Origin of the sequence: Erwinia sp. SLM-02, assembly GCF_037450285.1 — a bacterium.
Lineage (GTDB): Bacteria > Pseudomonadota > Gammaproteobacteria > Enterobacterales > Enterobacteriaceae > Erwinia.
Genome location: NZ_JAQISN010000001.1, coordinates 51,244 through 68,185, shown reverse-complemented (window position 1 = coordinate 68,185; position 16,942 = coordinate 51,244). Strand labels below are relative to the sequence as shown.

Here is a 16,942-nt window from a genome sequence, read left to right as displayed (position 1 = left end):
GGGATCTCCCCCCGCAGTTTATTCAGACAGGGTTTTAGAGCTGGAAAGCGTGGGTTCCGGCGGGGTGCTGAAGCTGCGGGCACGACGCCACGTCAGCAATACGCCGGCAAAGTAGATCAGGCCAATCACCACCAGCGCCGTGACGTTTTGCCAGGTCAGCAGCTGAATCAGAAGGTAAGTGATCGGTGAGCCGCCCTGGTCCATCGAAGCCACCTGCCCGCCCGCCTTCAGCGCACCGGCGTTGGCCGCCAGCTGGGTATGCAGCCCGATGGTCTGGGTGGCAATCCACAGGGTGATGCTCATAATCACCGTGCCGGAAATCAGCGTGCGGAACAGGTTGCCCTGATGCACCGCCACCGCCATCGCCACAAAGAAGCCGATGGTCGCCAGGTCGCCGAAGGGCAGAACTTTATTTCCCGGCAGCACCACGGCGATCAGGATGGTCAGCGGAATAAAAATCAGGCTGGCTGAGACGACCGAGGTGTGCCCCAGCAGCAGCGCCGGGTCGAGTCCTATCAGGAACTCCTGGCCGCCAAACCGGGCCTGCAGGCGTTTACGGGCATGTTTGGCAATCGGGTTCAGGCCATCCATAATCGGCTTAATCACCCGCGGCATCAGCAGCATCACCGCGGCGGTTTTCACCGCCAGCTGCAGCACGCCTTTTACATCGTAATGCGCCAGCAGGCCGATGATGATCCCCATGATAAAGCCCAACGTTACCGGCTCGCCAAAGGCACCAAAGCGTTTCTGTACATCGTCAGCGCTGAAGTGAATGCGGCGCAGTCCGGGGACTTTTTCAATAAGGGTATCCACCAGCACCGCAATCGGCCCCATATAGGCGGAGGTGCCGTGCGGCACCGCAATGCCGTCGAGATCGAAGAAGTTTTTCGTATCGCGGGAAAACCAGTCGCCGAGCTTGTAGGCAAACGCCGCGTGAACCACCACGCCGAGCATGCCCAGCCAGTAGGAGCCGGTGGCAATGTGCACCATCGCGCCGGTGAAGGTCATATGCCAGATATTCCAGATATCGACGTTCACCACCCGCGTCATGCGGGTCACCAGCATCAGGATGTTGACGCCAATGGCGACAGGAATGGCAATCAGCGCAATCTGCGACGCCCAGGTCATCGGTGACGACCCCGGCCAGCCGACATCGACGACCTCAAGACCGATTTCGAAGTTGGCCGCCATCGCTTTGGCGGCGGGGCCGATGGAATCGAGCATCAGGCCAATCACCAGCCCGATACCGACGAAGCCAATACCGATATGCAGGCCCGACTTAAAGGCATCGCCGACCTTCATCCCCAGGCTGACGGAGAAGATGATAATCACGAAGGGCAGCATCACCGTCGGGCCGAGATCGAGGATATAACGCATTATTTCCGTAAACATGAGATCACCCCTGCAGAATGGTCAGGATTTTGTCCCGCAGCGCGTCGATACCCACGCCGGAGATAAACGGCATGCCGTGCACCACGGGGATATCACCGAACGGCCGGTCGACGCGCGCCGTGGTGCAGATCAGATGGACGCCATCCATATAGGTTTCGATCTCATTGACGCGGCACTGAACCAGTTCGGCTTCAATATGGTTCTCGTCGCACAGCTCTTTAATTTCCTCAGCGGCCATCGTCGAGGTGGCAACGGCGCCACCGCAGGCAACAATAATTTTACGTTTCATTTTTTTTATTCTCCGTTTGCAGGGTCAGGGATAAAGTTATGCCGCAGCGGCCGCCAGGATGCGTTCGCTAAAGCAGTGCGCCACGTCATCTTCCGCCGCGTTGAGCAGGCTGTTAATAAATTCCGGCTGCTGCAGCTGGCCAAACAGCGCGCGCAGCAGCTTGAGCTGCTCCTGCGGATGGGTGACCACCAGGGCAATAATCAGCTCGGCGTTGATGCTGCCGTCATCATCCGCCTGCTGAAACGCCACCGGTTTCTCCGGGCGGATCAGATAGATGGCGGGTGAGACAGCGTGCGAGGCGTCGCAGTGCGGGATCGCCACCGCGTGGCCGTCAAGCGCGATCCCCGTGGGATAGGTGGCTTCACGCTCCAGCAGCGCCGCAGGATAGCTGTCCCGGCACAGCCCCTCCTGCACCATGCGCTCACCGATATGCCGCAGGGCGTCGGTGGCGCTGGAAAAATTCATCGCCGAAGAGACGATCAGGCGGTAGTCATGCATGGCTTACCTCTTTTGGTTGGGTGACTTCAGGGTTACAGCCCCACGCGTAGTCGCGCAGCACATCCTGAATTTTGTCGATAATCAGCGAGTGCGGGTCAGCGGCCAGTGAGCCGGTCAGCACGCGGTCGAACTGTTTTGGCAGATACTGGCTGAGCAGGCCCAGCGGAATAGCCTGCTGATTGAGATTTTCGGTCAGCGTACTGAGCGCATCGCTGATGCGCCCGTTCGGCCAGTAGTAGCGAATGCGATCGGACAGGCTGTAGTGGATATCCACCAGCGACTGGCTGAACGCCGGGCGATAGTATTTTTTCCAGTAGCCCGGCTCGTCCAGCATCACCTGGTCGATTACAGCAAGGATCTGGCTCTGTTTCTCAGGCGCAACCAGCGCTTTTTCGATATTGGCGAGGGCAAAAATCGCTTCGCGCAGCGCAAAGGTCAGCGCCGGGCCGACTTTCAGAATGGCAAAGTGGTCTTTTACCAGCGCGCGATAGGCGCTGCGGGTTTGATAGTCGGTGGAGTGCGCTTCATACACCACCGGCGTTGAGGCAATATACTCGCTCAGCGCTCGGGCCTGCGCAGGCTGGTAGTGGATCACGCTGCTGTGGTCGAACTCCACGCCCGGCTGCACCACCAGGCCGATAATGCGCGGGATCGCCTGTTCAAGACCGGCTTCACGGAAGGCCTGATGATGCAGCGCCAGCGTATGTGCCGCATCCTGCGGGCGGGTGACGTGAACCTCATGGATTGCCGATGCTTCACCGCCCGGAACCGGCACTTCGGTGCCGATCACGTAGGTCAGCAGAGCCTTCTGCTGCGGGGTCGCCGTCTCTTCGGCAATACGGCACAGTTCGGCGGCGCGCTGCGCAACGGTTTCCGGCAACAGCGGGACCGGATCGTCAGCGCAGGACATGGAAGCGTCCAGATGGATCTTGCTGAAGCCGGCCTGCACGTATTCCGCGATCAGCACCCGGGATTTTTCCATCGCCTGGTCGGCTGGCTCATGCTGCCAGCAGTTCGGCCCGAGGTGATCGCCGCCGAGGATCAGCCGCTGTTCCGGGAAGCCGATGCGCCGGGCAATCGCCAGCACGTAGTCGCGGAAGGCCGCCGGGCGCATGCCGGTATAGCCGCCGAACTGATTAACCTGGTTTGAGGTGGCTTCGATCAACACCTGGCGCTGGGTGTTCAGGTCGAAGCGCAGCGCCGCTTCAATCACCAGGGGATGAGCAGAACACACGGAGCAGATACCGCAGTCCAGGCCGTCTTTATGTTGCTGAATAATCGTTTTCATCACGTCCTCCGAAAGTATGCGTAAACAATCGTTAGTTTTCGCAAATTGCACAATCCCTTTCCTTTCGTTGTGTGATCGTGATCTATTTATTTTCGAAGTCATTCTTTATCTTTCGTTTTCTTTCTTTTGACTGATTCACAGAAGAATTTGTAGACTGTGTGCTTTTTATATCGTCAAAACAACAGGTTACTTATTTAGCAACCGACGCTGATTTCCTTATCACCGGCGAACGCTCACAATCCTGAGATTTTTGTTTTACTTTCTATTTCTTTCGTTTTAGGATTCTTTCACCAGCTCAAAGGAGTGTTGATGAATACCTTCGAACGCAGAAACAAAATTATCGAAATGGTGAACCGCACCGGCAGCGTGCTGGTAAACGATATCTCCGCCAGGCTGGGGGTGACGGAAGTGACCGTCAGGGCCGATTTGCGACTGCTGGAAGAGCGCGGGCTGCTGAGCCGTTTTCACGGCGGGGCCGCGCGTAAAGAAGGTTCCGCTCCGCCTGAAGCCGTAGTGGAAACCAGCGAGGTCAGCCTGACCGACCGTTACCAGCTGGCTGCCGATCCGAAGCGGCGTATCGCCATTGAGGCGGCAAAGCTGGTACGTGAAGGCGATACGGTCATTCTGGACAGCGGCAGCACCACCAAGCTGCTGGCCGAGGAGCTGGTGGCGATGAGCAGCATTACGGTGATTACCAACAGCCTGCCTGCGGCGAATATTCTGTTTGAAAATAAAGACATCACCCTGGTGATCTGCGGCGGCACCCTGCGGCATAAAACCGTATCGCTGCACGGCAATATTGCTGAATATGCGCTGCGCGACGTGTCGGCCAATCTGATGTTCGTCGGCGCTGACGGGCTGGATGATGAGAACGGGATTACCACCTTTAACGAGGGCTATGCGATCAGCGGCGTGATGGCCGCGGCGGCACAGCAGGTGATCGTGCTGACCGACTCGACGAAGTTCGGCCGTAAGGGCTATAACATTGTGCTACCGGTAGAGAAGATCGATACCATTATCAGCGACAGTGATGCGCCTGAAGCGATGGTTAACAGCCTGAAGAAACAGGGAAAGAAGGTGGTGCTGGTTTAGTGACTATCAGGCGAAGAAATCAATTCGATTGCAGTTAAGGCTACGCAGAATGCTCATGATTCAGACCTGTATTCGACATTAAGTTCACTGCCGTACAGGCAGCTTAGAAACATTGGCCATCAGGCTGATCACGGCTGTGCCTGTTCACTGCCGTACAGGCAGCTTAGAAAGGTTAGCGCAGTGGGGCTGACGAGCCGGCAACGTTCACTGCCGTACAGGCAGTATAGGCTCCAGCCAAATCGGGGATTGCAATACCAGGTGATAAGCTGGCCCGTCAAAATCAGATCATCTTCACCGACCTGAATTTTTCCGCCGCCCGCAAAATTGACATCAATGCTGTTTTTCAATAAGCGCCACGTTCTCGCTCACTGCTTATTTTTCGCAGCATAGAACCAGGCCTTAAAATATTTGAGAAAGCTGTAAGAAACGGCATACAGCCCGGTGACAAACCCGACCTTGCCGTCTTTCCAGGAACCGTTCAGCAGATACCATTTAAACATCGCCCCGAACGCACTTATTGCGCCACGGCTTAATGAGGGTCTGATTTTTTTATATTTCACCACGCGAGAGGTATAAACATTAAGTTTATTAAACACCTCATGCAGGGAATAAAACGTATCGTGCCTGACGCGCCCCGCTAATATCTGCCGTTGCACATCCCCTTCTGCTGCATCGTCTACCGGGCAATCGTTGAACTTCACCCGATTTCGGTTAAACAGCCGGATAGGAAAATCAGGAGAGGAAACCGGGTAGATAGTGCGTACCGGCTTACCCAGCACGTACCAGTAGCGGGGAAGACAATAAGCAACCCCTTCATTTTGCAACCCTTCCTCTTTTATCCGCCTGATGTCAGCGATAGTTTCATCATTAAGGATTTCATCACTGTCCATGCAGAGCACCCAGTTATTTTCTGCCAGCGAGACGGCATAGTTCATTTGCTGCGCGTGGGTAGTGTAGGCGTGATAGCGGCAGGTAATACCGAATTCCCTGAGAATTTCCAGCGTGCGGTCGGTGCTGCCGGAATCAATAATGATAAACTCATCGGCTACGGGAATTAATGACTTCAGTACATCATTGAGCAGGCGCTCGGAATTACAGGTAAGTAAACATACTGACAGCATAGATCCCTCTGTTTATTTCAACACACCCTTATTCCCTAAGGGTGAATGCTTTCCCCAGGTCGGGAAAAGTAAAGTTCAGGTGATTATATCCGGAAAAAAGCCAAAGGAAAAACCGCCGGATATCGTAGATTTGTCCATTTTTTAAATGGACAGACATGCCGGATCGGGGGATGGAGTATAGTTGCTGAACGGATATCAAAAGGATCCCGATGCCTCACCCACTGTGAGAACTGAGCAGGTTACGCGTAGTGGCGCTCACGGTAACCTGCATTTCAGAACGTTATTCAGCGTTTACTGTCCACCACCATCCTCACCGCTAAACCTGCCAGCACCGTTCCCATCAGCCAGCGCTGAGCTTTTTGCCAGCCGGGGCGCTGAGCGAGGAATGCCGCAATGGAGCCTGCGGCAAAGATAATCAGGCCGTTAACCAGCATGCTAATCGCAATCTGGGTAAAGCCCAGCGTCAGCGACTGCCCAAGCACGTTACCCCACTCCGGGCGAATAAACTGGGGCAGCAGCGTGAGGTAAAGCACCGCCGCTTTGGGATTCAGCAGGTTGGTCAGCAGCCCCATGGTAAAGAGTCTGCGCGGGCTGTCCGGCTGGAGTTCACGCACCTCAAAGGGGGATTTCCCACCGAAAATCGCCTGCCAGGCCATCCACAGCAGATAAGCCGCTCCGGCAAAACGCAGCGCGTCATACGCCAGCGGTACTGCTATCACCAGCGCGGTGATCCCGAGCGCGGCGCAGAACATATAAAACAGAAAACCCAGCGCTACGCCGGTAAGCGACGTGAAGCCCGCACGTCTGCCCTGGCACAGCGATCGGGAGATCAGATAGATCATGTTAGGTCCGGGCGTGAGGACCATGCCGAGTGAGACGGCGGCAAACGGCAGGATCTGGCTGAGTGTCATAATGAGTTGGAGTCCTTGTATCGGCTGTATTCACTTATCGGCATGGGCCGGAGATTGGGTTTCGGCCTCTGCGGACTGGCTGGGGTTCGGCATGGCTCGGAGATCGGGGTTCGGCCTCTGCAGCTGCCGGGCGGTCCTCGCGCCGCGCCAGGCGCGGTACCTTCGGTTCCGGCTGTGGGCCTTACGGATCGGCCTGGAGCGGGCGTCCTGCCCGCGCCAGGCCTGATGTCCGCGTCCATGCGGCCATCTCCGGTCCCGCAGCCTGCACCTCAGCGCTGCGGATTACCCGTCAGCCGCAGAGGTCGATCCCCTTCAAACTATGGCATCGCTGCTTTGGGGCAACTTTAAACACCGGCCAGATAAAATCTACAGCACTGGCTGACAATTTTCGACCATCATCAACGCGAGATAAACTAGCCACTAAACACGAAAACTCAGGCAGGCAGGCAGTTTCAACCATCACTAACGCAGGAATAAATAGCCAGGCACCGCAAAGCGGCGCGAGGACCAGCCCGACGGAGGCGCCGCCAGCCTGCGCAGACTCCGAATATTGCCAACACGGAATCAAACAGTCAGACAACACAAAAGCTAAAACACGGGCTGGCAGCTCCTCCATCACTCGTTCAAGATTAACCATTCAGGCAACGCGAAAGCCAAAGCGCGGGCTGGCGGCACCTACGATCGGGCCATCCGCAGCGCTGAACGCAGCGAGGAAGCCAGGATTCGCCCACAAGGACGTGGGCGAAAGCCACAGCCGCGCAGGACGCGCGTCTGTGGCGGTCCGGCCGGCTGACGAACGAAGTGAAGGCACCGCAAAGCGGCGCGAGGACCCGCCCGACGGAGGAGCCGCCAGCCCGCGCAGGCTCCGAATATTGCCAACACCGAATCAAACAGTCAGGCGCCACAAAAGCTTAAACACGGGCTGACAGATTCAACCACCACCATCGCAGGAATTAACAGTCAGGCGGCACAAAAGCTAAAGCGCGGGCTGGCGGCTCCTGCGATCGGGCCATCCGCAGCGCTGAACGCAGCGAGGAAGCCAGGATTCGCCCACAAGGACGTGGGCGAAAGCCACAGCCGCGCAGGACGCGCGTCTGTGGTGTGCCGGCCGGCTGACGAAAGAAGTGAAGGCACCGCAAAGCGGCGCGAGGACCCGCCCGACGGAGGAGCCGCCAGCCCGCGCAGGCTCCGGGCAATCACCCGCGGATCGTATCATCCCCAAACGCCACCCACTTATAGGTGGTCAGCGCTTCCAGCCCCATCGGGCCGCGAGCGTGCAGCTTCTGCGTGCTCACCGCCACCTCGGCTCCCAGACCAAACTGACCGCCGTCGGTAAAGCGGGTGCTGGCATTCACATACACCGCCGAAGAATCCACCTCGTTAACAAAACGATCGGCATGCTGAATGGTGCGCGTCAGGATCGCATCGGAATGCTGCGTGCCGTATTCACGAATATGGGCAATCCCCTCATCCAGGTCGTCCACCAGCTTCACGTTCAGATCCAGCGCCAGCCACTCGTCGCGGTACTGGGCATCCGTCACCGCGCTGACGCTTGCCGGGCCATTTTCCAGCAGCGGCAGCGAACGCGGATCGGCATGCAGAGTAATGCCCTCCTCCGCCATCCGCGCGCTCAACGCCGGCAGGAAAGTGTCCGCAATAGCGGCATCAATCAGCAGCGTTTCCACCGAGTTACAGGCGCTTGGGCGCTGCTTCTTGGCGTTAACGATCACCTTCAGCGCCGCTTCCTGTTCGATGCTGCGATCGACATAGATATGGCAAACGCCAATGCCGCCGGTGATCACCGGAATGGTTGAATTCTCGCGGCACAGCTTGTGTAAACCGGCCCCGCCGCGTGGGATCAGCATATCCACGTAGCGATCCAGCTTCAGCAGCTGGTTTACCAGCTCGCGATCGGGGCTTTCAATCGCCTGAACCGCACCGGCAGGCAGGCCGTGCTGCTGCAGGGCACTCTGGATCACCCGCACGGTCGCGGCGTTGGTGCGATACGTCTCTTTACCGCCGCGCAGGATCACCGCGTTACCGGTTTTCAGGCACAGGCTGGCGACGTCAACGGTCACGTTCGGGCGCGCTTCATAAATCACGCCCACCACGCCAAGCGGCACGCGGCGGCGCTCAATGCGCAAACCGCTGTCCAGCTTGCCGCCGTCAATCACCACGCCCACCGGATCGGCCAGATGGCACACCTGGCGCACATCGTCAGCAATCCCTTTCAGGCGCGCCTGATTCAGCATCAGGCGGTCCAGCAGCGCGGCGCTCATCCCGTTCTGACGCGCATCGGCCAGATCCAGCTCGTTAGCCGTCAGAATCTCCGCGCTCTGCGCTTCCAGGCTGTCGGCAATGGTCAGCAGCACCTGATTTTTTTGTTCGGTAGACAGTACCGAAAGCTGATATGACGCGGCCTTAGCCGCTTTACCCATTTGCTCAAGCATTGGTATTCCTTAGCTGACAATCATATCGTCGCGGTGCACGGCAACCGGACCATATTCATAACCTAAAATATCGCCAATCTGCTGGGAGTGATGCCCGGCAATCATCCGCATGGCGTCGCTGTTATAGCGGGACACGCCGTGGGCGACATCGCGCCCCTGCAGGCTGCGGATACGGATCACTTCGCCCCGGGAGAAGTTGCCGCTGATATCGCGGATCCCCTTCGGCAGCAGCGAACTGCCGCGCTCCAGAATGGCGGACAGCGCACCGTCATCCACCACCAGCTCACCGGCAGGCGGTGCACCAAAGATCCAGCGCTTGCGGTTCTCCAGCGGCGTGGCAAAGGCATGGAAGCGCGTGCCAACAGGGTTTGCGGCGATCACATCGCCGATCACACCCGGACGACTGCCTGCGGCAATGATGGTGTCGATACCCGCACGGCAGGCCACATCGGCCGCCTGCAGTTTGGTGGTCATCCCGCCGGTGCCCAGCCCGGAAACGCTGTCTCCGGCCAGCGCACGCAGCGCGTCATCGATGGCGTGAACGTCGCTAATCAGCTCCGCCTCGGGATTGTTGCGCGGATCGGCGGTAAACAGCCCCTGCTGATCGGTCAGCAGCAGCAGCTTGTCGGCTCCGGCCAGAATCGCCGCCAGCGCGGACAGGTTATCGTTATCACCCACTTTGATCTCGGCGGTTGCCACCGCGTCGTTCTCGTTAATCACCGGAACGATATGGTTATCAAGCAGCGCGCGCATGGTGTCGCGGGCGTTCAGAAAACGCTCGCGATCTTCCAGGTCGGCACGAGTCAGCAGCATCTGACCGATATGGATGCCGTAAATAGAAAACAGCTGTTCCCACAGCTGGATCAAACGACTCTGCCCCACCGCAGCCAGCAGCTGCTTTGAGGCGATGGTAGGCGGCAGTTCGGGGTAGCCCAGATGTTCTCGCCCGGCCGCCATGGCGCCCGAGGTCACAATCACAATCCGATGGCCAGCCGCATGTTGCTGTGCGCACTGACGCACCAGCTCAACGATATGGGCCCGATTCAGCCGACGGGATCCGCCGGTCAGTACGCTGGTCCCCAGTTTCACCACCAGGGTCTGGCTGCTGCTCATTTTTTCCTGCCGTTTTGTCATAAAAGAGTGCAAAGAAACGTTTTAACAGGAGTCGTGCAGGAAGCCAACAGCCAGGCGGGGAAAAGCGTGAAAAAGCCCTGACCGTTTGCTAGTCGAAAAGTTCGTGATTAACAAGAAATGTTTAAAACTGTAATAAAAGTTTAATAGAGAAAAGGTAAAACGTTCCTGCCTTAGAAGAGCCTCCGGGCCACTTAGTCCAAAGTAGTTCAGTCGAAGTCTGCCCCGCAGCCGTCTGGAGTATGAAGGGACATAAACTTTACTCTTTCGGGATTGATAGCAATGAAGAAAAGCGCACTGGCAATTTTAACCGCCGCACTGGCCCTGTCCACCGCCGCTCAGGCTGCCGAAGTCTACAATAAAGACGGCAACAAACTGGATCTGTACGGCAAAGTGAAAGGCCTGCACTACTTCAGCGACAGCGCAGGAAACAACGGCGACAAATCTTACGTTCGTCTTGGCTTCAAGGGCCAGACCCAGATTAACGACCTGATGACCGGTTACGGTCAGTGGGAATACCAGTTCAACACCAACAACACCGAGAGCACCGACGCACAGACCGGTAACAAAACCCGTCTGGGCTTCGCAGGTCTGAAATTCGGTAACTACGGCTCCATCGACTACGGCCGTAACTACGGCGTACTGTACGATGTGGAAGCCTGGACCGATATGTTCCCAGAGTTCGGCGGTGACGGTACTGCACGTACCGATAACTTCATGACCGCGCGTACCACCGGCGTGCTGACCTACCGTAACAGCAACTTCTTCGGCCTGGTTGATGGCCTGAAGTTCGCCCTGCAGTATCAGGGTAAAAACGACGCGGGCGGCGCTAACGACCGTACCAGCGTAGCGCGCCAGAACGGCGACGGTTACGGCGGCTCACTGGTTTACGCACTGGCCGACAGCGGCGTGAGCATCAGCGGTGCCTACACCTCTTCTGACCGTACCAACAACCAGCAGGCGCAGGCTTACGGCCACGGCGACAAAGCGGATTCATGGGGTACGGGCCTGAAGTACGATGCCAACAACCTGTATCTGGCCGCTATCTACTCTGAAACGCGTAACATGACGCCAATCAGCGGTACCAGCACCGTGACCGGTACTGCCGTCAGCGGTATGGCGAACAAAACTCAGAACGTGGAACTGCTGGCGCAGTACCAGTTCGACTTCGGTCTGCGTCCGTCACTGGGCTATATCCAGACCAAAGGTAAAGATATCGAGAACGGTATCGGCGATGAAGATTTAGTGAAATACATCGATGTGGGCGCAACCTATTACTTCAACAAGAATATGAACGCCTACGTTGACTACAAAATTAACCAGCTGAAAGACGACAACAAACTGGCTCTGAACACCGACGACGTTGTTGCTGTAGGTCTGGTTTACCAGTTCTAAGTTGTAAAACTGTACCACCCCTCGTTGTGTCTACTTAAAACAAAGGCTGGAATTCTCCAGCCTTTTCTTATTCTCAGAACGTATCAGGCGCTCAGTTTAACCGGCTCTTCCGCAAAGCCCGGTGCCGGACGCAGCTCCAGCTTCAGCTCTACCAGTAACGCCTTCAGGCGCTCATGGAAGTTGCGTAACGTCTCTTCGAGGCGGGCATTATTATCCTTACCCTTTACGGCTGTCGGCTTCCAGTTGCCTTGCTTGTCAAACAGACCAAAGTAGTACTCGTAGGTGAAATGGTCCGCCTGCGCTTCCAGCTCCATCCACCAGCCCCAGAATTCTCGTTCTTCCGGCGCAGGTTTCACATTGACGCAAACTGCCAGACAGTCGAAGAAAAAGCGATCGTCTTCACACTTGTTCTCACGGATGTAAGGGCCTAAAGAGCCGAAACGCTTCATTAAACGGCTTTTAGGATGTCCACTCGGTAACGTCATCGATAAACCTCCTTGGTTGGGCCTATAGTTGTAGCAAAGTCATGGATTTTAGCAACTCATGCGCTGAGCTGCCGGGCAAGCCAGTCGCAAATATCCCGCAGCCCGCGATCGAAATTGTTCATTGATGGCGAGGGTTTGATCGGCAGCAGCTTGCCGCTGACGGAGGAGTTGACGATCGCCCGCGACTCTTCTTCCGGGCTGAACGGATCGTCGGCCCAGTAGCCGGAAAGCATCGGTACGGTGCAGCGCCGGCCCAGCAGCCCCTGCAGCTTGAGCGAGAAACGGCTCAGCTCAATGCGCAGCGCACTGTCGGAGGTGCTGGACATCCCCAGGCGGCTGGCCAGCATATCCATATACATTTCCGGGATCCGATCCTGCAGGGCGGTGTCGCTTAACAGGCTGTGGACTATCGGCCCAAGACAGGCCACGCCGCGCAGGCGCTGCGGTTCCAGATACGCCAGCCGTACGGCAATATTGGCGCCGAAGCGGAAACCGAAAACGCCGACGCGGGTATGATCGACCCAGGCCACCTGCTCAAGCTGACGCAGCACGTGCTGGTGCAGGAAGCTGGAATCATGCGTTAACTTCCATTTAGCGGAAAAACCTACCGAGGGCACGTCAAGGGTCAGCATCGCGATGCCGCGCGGGGCGAGATAGTCATGGAAAAGGCGGTAGTGATCGCTTTGCAGCGAGTCGAGGTTGGCACACAGCATCACCGTTGGATAAGGTGCCGATACGCCCGGCGGCATATGCAGGAAGCCGGTTACCGGACTGCCGTCGGGAATGTTAAAGGTCAGTTCTCGCAGCTCACCCGACAGGCGGCTGGTTGCTTCCTGATACGCGCGGTTCGCCAGCAGCTGCGCCTGTTCGGCCAGCTCGTCCTCTTTCAGATAGGGATAGCCCGCCAGGCTGTAAAGATTCGCGGCGTGCAGCCAGTGCTGGCCGGAGAGCAGATCGTCTTCGCACTCGCTGGCCAGTTGCTGCCAGTGTGCACCCTGCTTTGACCACTCATAGATCCAGTTGCCGCTGCGATAGCCAATCACCGTATCCAGCAGCCGATCGTCGGTATGCTCAACCCGGCTGACCGCAATACGCGCCAGTACCTCACTGATTTCCTGCGGCGTCAGCCCGCGCCAGGCCCACAGCAGGCGATTAATCATGCGATACCACCCGGCGTGGCTTTCGCCATCCAGCGCGGAGTTGATGTTTAACGGACGGTGATGATGCACGCGCCGCACCAGCGACGAGGTTTCCGGATGCTTAAAACGCGGTTTGAACAGTTCTTCGCTGAGGTTTTTCGGCGACATGACAGGGAGTTCCTCCGGCATTCTGGACAGGCGTCCAGTCTATCGTAGCCGCTGCCCGCGTGCGAAGGATAAAAACAGACGCGCCCGGGAAACCGGGCGCGCATTGAGCAATATCAATCAGTCTTTAACGATTGGCGGGATGTAGGCAACGCCCATGTCCCATGGCTGCTCAATCCAGGTATTCTGTGGGATATCGATGATGTAATCATCAACCAGCGGGCGACCGGCCGGCTTGGCGAAGATAGTGACAAAATGCGCCTGCGGGTACATTTCGCGGATCGCCTGCGCGGTACCGCCGGTGTCCACCAGGTCATCGATAACGATAAACCCTTTGCCATCCCCTTCAGCACGCTTCAGCACTTTCATTTCACGCTGGTTGTCGTGGTCATAGCTGGAGATGCAGACGGTATCAACGTGGCGAATGCCCAGCTCGCGCGCCAGCAGTGCAGCGGGCACCAGGCCACCGCGGCTGACGGCGATAATGCCCTGCCACTGATCTACAGGAAGCAGGCGCTGTGCCAGTTTACGGGCATGAATCTGCAGCATGTCCCAGGTGACGACGTATTTTTCACTCATAAAAAGATCCCGACCAGAAACTGGCTTAAAAATGTGCAATGGGAAAGGTTGCGCGAAATTATAGAGATCTGAGGCGCTAAAAACCAGCACCAGAGGCGCCAATAACCGCTTTTTTGCCGGGGCGAAGTAAGCAGGCCCAGACAAACGGTGATACTATTTCCCCATCGCGTCAGATCCGCTGACGGGAATTGTCCAACCGAATTTAACGCACGCCCCTGCCGTGATGGCGGTCGGTGATGCTGACACAGGAGAGTCAACGTGTCTGAATTGTCTCAATTATCTCCGCAGCCACTGTGGGATATTTTTGCCAAAATTTGTTCCATTCCCCACCCTTCGTATCATGAAGAAGCGCTGGCCAGCCACATTATGTCGTGGGCTAAAGAGCAGGGGTTCTGGCATGAACGTGACCAGGTCGGCAATATCCTGATTCGTAAACCGGCTACGCCGGGCCTGGAGAACCGTAAGCCGGTGGCGCTGCAGGCGCACCTGGATATGGTGCCGCAAAAAAATAACGATACCGTGCATGACTTCACCAAAGATCCGATCCAACCGTGGGTTGACGGTGAGTGGGTGAAGGCGCGCGGTACCACGCTGGGTGCCGATAACGGTATCGGTATGGCTTCCGCGCTGGCCGTTTTAGCCGATGACAGCGTTGAGCACGGTCCGCTGGAAGTGCTGCTGACCATGACCGAAGAAACCGGTATGGCCGGGGCCTTTGGCCTTCAGGCGGGCTGGCTGCAGGCCGATATCCTGATCAACACCGACTCGGAAGAAGAAGGTGAGATCTATATGGGCTGCGCGGGCGGTATCGACTTTACCAGCACCCTGTCGCTGACCCGTGAAGCGCTGCCGGCGGGTTACCAGACGCTGAAGCTGACCTTAAAAGGCCTGAAAGGCGGCCACTCCGGCTGCGATATTCACGTCGGCCTGGGTAACGCCAATAAGCTGCTGTCCCGCTTCCTGTTCGCCCACGCCGCGGAACTTGACCTGCGCCTGATCGACTTTACCGGCGGCACGCTGCGCAACGCGATCCCGCGTGAGGCGTTCGCGACCCTCGCGGTTGCAGCCGATAAGGTCGATCGTCTGAAATCACTGGCGGCAGGCTATCTGACCACGCTGCAAAATGAGCTGAGCCTGGTAGAGAAAAATATCGCTATCGTGACCGAAGCCGTTGAAAGCAGCGAACGCCCACTGACTGCCGCAAGCCGCGATGCCTTTATTGCCCTGCTGAACAGCACCCCTAACGGCGTGATCCGCAACTCCGACGTGATGAAAGGCGTAGTGGAAACCTCTCTGAACGTCGGCGTGGTGAAGTTTGAAGGCGACGAAGCGGTGATTAACAGCCTGGTGCGCTCCCTGATCGACAGCGGAAAAGAGTACGTGGTTGAAATGCTGACCGCGCTCGGCCAGCTGGCGGGAGCCAAAACCCTGGCCAAGGGCAGCTACCCTGGCTGGCAGCCGGACGCAACCTCGCCGGTGATGGCGCTGGTGCGTGAAACCTATGAGAAGCTGTTTAACCGCACGCCGAATATTCAGGTGATTCACGCGGGTCTGGAGTGCGGTCTGTTTAAAAAACCGTACCCGGAGATGGACATGGTCTCTATCGGCCCGACCATCACCGGCCCACACTCGCCGGACGAGCAGGTGCACATCGCCAGCGTGGGCCTCTACTGGCAGCTGCTGACCGCGCTGCTGAAGGCTATCCCGGCGAAATAAACGTATTCCCAGCCCGGGAATCGCCACGCTAAGCCATGCGAGTGTTCACAAAGCAGGATGTATGCGAACCCTGTCTGTGTTCTTAATGGAAGGCGCTATCTGATGAACGCTGCCGCATAACACTGCGGCAGCGTTCTTATTATGCAACGTGCAGTCGTTTCCCGCGCTACAGACCCAGCAGCAGCTGCCGCTCCAGCTGCGGGTTCAGCAGCGTCACGTGCAGCCCGACCAGCCGAACCCCGCGCCCTCCCCGCCGCTCGTCCCAGCTTTTACGCGCCACGGCGATCAAATCGGCTTTATTCAGCTCCGGCCAGACGTGCTCCTGAGTGGTCAGCTGGAAGTCATTGAACTTCAGCTTGACCCCCTGACGGGCAATCTGGCGGTCCGGCTTAATTTTGATCAGCCGCCGTTCCAGCTCCTCATAGAGCGAATCAATAATATTCAGGCAATCTTCCCAGTCGTGGATGTCCTCCAGCAGCGTGCGTTCCACGCCCAGAGACTTACGCTGGCGCTCGGTGATCACTTCACGATCGTCCAGGCCGTTACAGCGCTCCCACAGCACCCGGCCAAATTTACCAAAGCGCTTAAGCAGCATCGCCAGATCGGTTTTTTGCACGTCGGCACAGGTGCGCAGTCCCAGTTCCTCAAGCTTTCTGGCGGTCACTTTGCCCACGCCGGGAATTTTTTCCAGCGGCAGGCTCAGTAAAAAATCCGACATCTCATCGGGGGTGATAACAAACTGACCGTTGGGCTTATTCATATCGGAGGCGATTTTAGCCAGAAACTTAATGGGTGCCACGCCGGCGGAGGCGGTCAGATTCAGTTCCCGTTCGATAGTCTGGCGGATTTCCCGCGCCATCAGCGTCGCGGAGCCCTGGCAGTGGGGACTGTCGGAGACGTCCAGATAGGCTTCATCCAGCGACAGCGGCTCAATCAGCGAGGTATAGCGGGAGAAGATTTCACGAATATGGCCGCTGGCTTCTTTATAAGCCTCATAGCGTCCGGGGATCACTTTAAGATGGGGGCAAAGCTTTAAGGCCATGGCCGTGGGCATCGCGCTGCGCACGCCATACTGACGCGCCGGGTAGTTAGCGGTACTGATCACGCCACGCGCCACCCGGCTGCCGCCGATGGCGATCGGAATATCGCGCAGGCTGGGATCGTCACGCATTTCTACGGCGGCAAAAAAGCAGTCCATATCCACGTGAATAATCTTACGCATAACGCCCCCCGACAAAGCACTGTATAAGCATACAGTTCAAATTGTGCGATATCAATAAATGTCGATTCA

Annotated in this window: 17 protein-coding genes; 3 read left to right on the top strand and 14 right to left on the bottom strand. The window is 57.3% G+C overall.

Annotated features, from left to right (window positions below; genetic code table 11):
* Positions 1–18: 18 nt before the first annotated feature.
* Genes PGH32_RS00350 through gatZ form a run of 4 tightly spaced genes read right to left on the bottom strand, consistent with a single transcriptional unit; the run spans position 19 to position 3,467 of the window.
* Entirely contained in the window at positions 19–1,392 is a 1,374-nt protein-coding gene (locus PGH32_RS00350) for a PTS galactitol transporter subunit IIC (protein WP_337892879.1), read from the bottom strand.
* A 4-nt stretch (positions 1,393–1,396) separates the two neighbouring features.
* Complete coding sequence (gene gatB / locus PGH32_RS00345) at positions 1,397–1,681, bottom strand: PTS galactitol transporter subunit IIB (RefSeq protein ID WP_314418761.1); 285 nt, start codon at positions 1,679–1,681, stop codon at positions 1,397–1,399.
* Between the two features lie 36 nt (positions 1,682–1,717).
* Positions 1,718–2,179 (bottom strand): PTS galactitol transporter subunit IIA, encoded by a 462-nt coding sequence (gatA, locus tag PGH32_RS00340; protein ID WP_314418763.1) that lies wholly within the window; start codon positions 2,177–2,179, stop codon positions 1,718–1,720.
* Positions 2,172–3,467: a tagatose-bisphosphate aldolase subunit GatZ gene (gatZ, locus tag PGH32_RS00335; protein WP_337892878.1), complete on the bottom strand. Its 1,296-nt coding sequence runs from the start codon at positions 3,465–3,467 to the stop codon at positions 2,172–2,174. The genes gatA and gatZ overlap by 8 nt, the downstream gene beginning before the upstream one ends.
* Positions 3,468–3,776: 309 nt before the next feature.
* Between gatZ and PGH32_RS00330 the strand changes: the two genes are divergently transcribed.
* Positions 3,777–4,559, top strand: a complete 783-nt coding sequence (locus PGH32_RS00330; protein ID WP_337892877.1) for a DeoR/GlpR family DNA-binding transcription regulator — start codon at positions 3,777–3,779, stop codon at positions 4,557–4,559.
* Between the two features lie 128 nt (positions 4,560–4,687).
* On the opposite strand, the gene PGH32_RS00325 is transcribed toward PGH32_RS00330, so the two are convergent.
* The 6 genes from PGH32_RS00325 to proB all read right to left on the bottom strand — a co-directional run bounded on the left by PGH32_RS00325 (position 4,688) and on the right by proB (position 10,154).
* Positions 4,688–4,906 (bottom strand): hypothetical protein, encoded by a 219-nt coding sequence (locus PGH32_RS00325; protein WP_337892876.1) that lies wholly within the window; start codon positions 4,904–4,906, stop codon positions 4,688–4,690.
* 18 nt (positions 4,907–4,924) lie between these two features.
* Complete coding sequence (locus PGH32_RS00320; RefSeq protein ID WP_337892875.1) at positions 4,925–5,680, bottom strand: glycosyltransferase family 2 protein; 756 nt, start codon at positions 5,678–5,680, stop codon at positions 4,925–4,927.
* Positions 5,681–5,964: 284 nt separating this feature from the next.
* Positions 5,965–6,591 carry a LysE family translocator gene (locus PGH32_RS00315; protein ID WP_443112727.1) on the bottom strand — a complete coding sequence of 209 codons (627 nt, stop codon included), beginning with the start codon at positions 6,589–6,591 and terminating at the stop codon, positions 5,965–5,967.
* Between the two features lie 289 nt (positions 6,592–6,880).
* Positions 6,881–7,228, bottom strand: coding sequence for a hypothetical protein (locus tag PGH32_RS00310; RefSeq protein ID WP_337892874.1), 348 nt, complete (start codon positions 7,226–7,228; stop codon positions 6,881–6,883).
* Positions 7,229–7,787: 559 nt separating this feature from the next.
* Complete coding sequence (proA, locus tag PGH32_RS00305) at positions 7,788–9,041, bottom strand: glutamate-5-semialdehyde dehydrogenase (RefSeq protein ID WP_314418773.1); 1,254 nt, start codon at positions 9,039–9,041, stop codon at positions 7,788–7,790.
* 9 nt (positions 9,042–9,050) lie between these two features.
* Positions 9,051–10,154 (bottom strand): glutamate 5-kinase, encoded by a 1,104-nt coding sequence (gene proB, locus PGH32_RS00300; protein WP_314418774.1) that lies wholly within the window; start codon positions 10,152–10,154, stop codon positions 9,051–9,053.
* 300 nt (positions 10,155–10,454) lie between these two features.
* Between proB and ompC the strand changes: the two genes are divergently transcribed.
* Positions 10,455–11,567 (top strand): porin OmpC, encoded by a 1,113-nt coding sequence (gene ompC / locus PGH32_RS00295; RefSeq protein WP_314418776.1) that lies wholly within the window; start codon positions 10,455–10,457, stop codon positions 11,565–11,567.
* A gap of 83 nt (positions 11,568–11,650) precedes the next feature.
* Here ompC and crl read toward each other — a convergent pair whose 3' ends face one another.
* From crl to gpt, 3 genes are all read right to left on the bottom strand, one after another.
* Positions 11,651–12,052 (bottom strand): sigma factor-binding protein Crl, encoded by a 402-nt coding sequence (crl, locus tag PGH32_RS00290; RefSeq protein WP_314418778.1) that lies wholly within the window; start codon positions 12,050–12,052, stop codon positions 11,651–11,653.
* 56 nt (positions 12,053–12,108) lie between these two features.
* Entirely contained in the window at positions 12,109–13,359 is a 1,251-nt protein-coding gene (gene frsA / locus PGH32_RS00285; protein WP_314418779.1) for an esterase FrsA, read from the bottom strand.
* Positions 13,360–13,476: 117 nt separating this feature from the next.
* Positions 13,477–13,935, bottom strand: coding sequence for a xanthine phosphoribosyltransferase (gene gpt, locus PGH32_RS00280; RefSeq protein WP_314418781.1), 459 nt, complete (start codon positions 13,933–13,935; stop codon positions 13,477–13,479).
* 258 nt (positions 13,936–14,193) lie between these two features.
* On the opposite strand from gpt, the gene pepD reads away from it, so the two are divergent.
* Complete coding sequence (gene pepD, locus PGH32_RS00275; protein ID WP_337892873.1) at positions 14,194–15,651, top strand: beta-Ala-His dipeptidase; 1,458 nt, start codon at positions 14,194–14,196, stop codon at positions 15,649–15,651.
* Positions 15,652–15,817: 166 nt separating this feature from the next.
* Here the strand turns inward: pepD and dinB are convergent, their stop codons facing one another.
* Positions 15,818–16,873, bottom strand: a complete 1,056-nt coding sequence (gene dinB / locus PGH32_RS00270; RefSeq protein WP_337892872.1) for a DNA polymerase IV — start codon at positions 16,871–16,873, stop codon at positions 15,818–15,820.
* Positions 16,874–16,942 lie beyond the last annotated feature (69 nt).

Bases quoted from the DNA above. Each gene is read 5' to 3' on its own strand.
- dinB (WP_337892872.1), bottom strand. From the start codon at position 16,873: ATGCGTAAGATTATTCACGTGGATATGGACTGCTTTTTTGCCGCCGTA.
- PGH32_RS00350 (WP_337892879.1), bottom strand. From the start codon at position 1,392: ATGTTTACGGAAATAATGCGTTATATCCTCGATCTCGGCCCGACGGTG.
- PGH32_RS00310 (WP_337892874.1), bottom strand. From the start codon at position 7,228: ATGGTTAATCTTGAACGAGTGATGGAGGAGCTGCCAGCCCGTGTTTTA.
- crl (WP_314418778.1), bottom strand. From the start codon at position 12,052: ATGACGTTACCGAGTGGACATCCTAAAAGCCGTTTAATGAAGCGTTTC.
- ompC (WP_314418776.1), top strand. From the start codon at position 10,455: ATGAAGAAAAGCGCACTGGCAATTTTAACCGCCGCACTGGCCCTGTCC.
- gpt (WP_314418781.1), bottom strand. From the start codon at position 13,935: ATGAGTGAAAAATACGTCGTCACCTGGGACATGCTGCAGATTCATGCC.
- frsA (WP_314418779.1), bottom strand. From the start codon at position 13,359: ATGTCGCCGAAAAACCTCAGCGAAGAACTGTTCAAACCGCGTTTTAAG.
- proB (WP_314418774.1), bottom strand. From the start codon at position 10,154: ATGAGCAGCAGCCAGACCCTGGTGGTGAAACTGGGGACCAGCGTACTG.
- PGH32_RS00320 (WP_337892875.1), bottom strand. From the start codon at position 5,680: ATGCTGTCAGTATGTTTACTTACCTGTAATTCCGAGCGCCTGCTCAAT.
- PGH32_RS00330 (WP_337892877.1), top strand. From the start codon at position 3,777: ATGAATACCTTCGAACGCAGAAACAAAATTATCGAAATGGTGAACCGC.
- gatZ (WP_337892878.1), bottom strand. From the start codon at position 3,467: ATGAAAACGATTATTCAGCAACATAAAGACGGCCTGGACTGCGGTATC.
- PGH32_RS00315 (WP_443112727.1), bottom strand. From the start codon at position 6,591: ATGACACTCAGCCAGATCCTGCCGTTTGCCGCCGTCTCACTCGGCATG.
- gatB (WP_314418761.1), bottom strand. From the start codon at position 1,681: ATGAAACGTAAAATTATTGTTGCCTGCGGTGGCGCCGTTGCCACCTCG.
- gatA (WP_314418763.1), bottom strand. From the start codon at position 2,179: ATGCATGACTACCGCCTGATCGTCTCTTCGGCGATGAATTTTTCCAGC.
- proA (WP_314418773.1), bottom strand. From the start codon at position 9,041: ATGCTTGAGCAAATGGGTAAAGCGGCTAAGGCCGCGTCATATCAGCTT.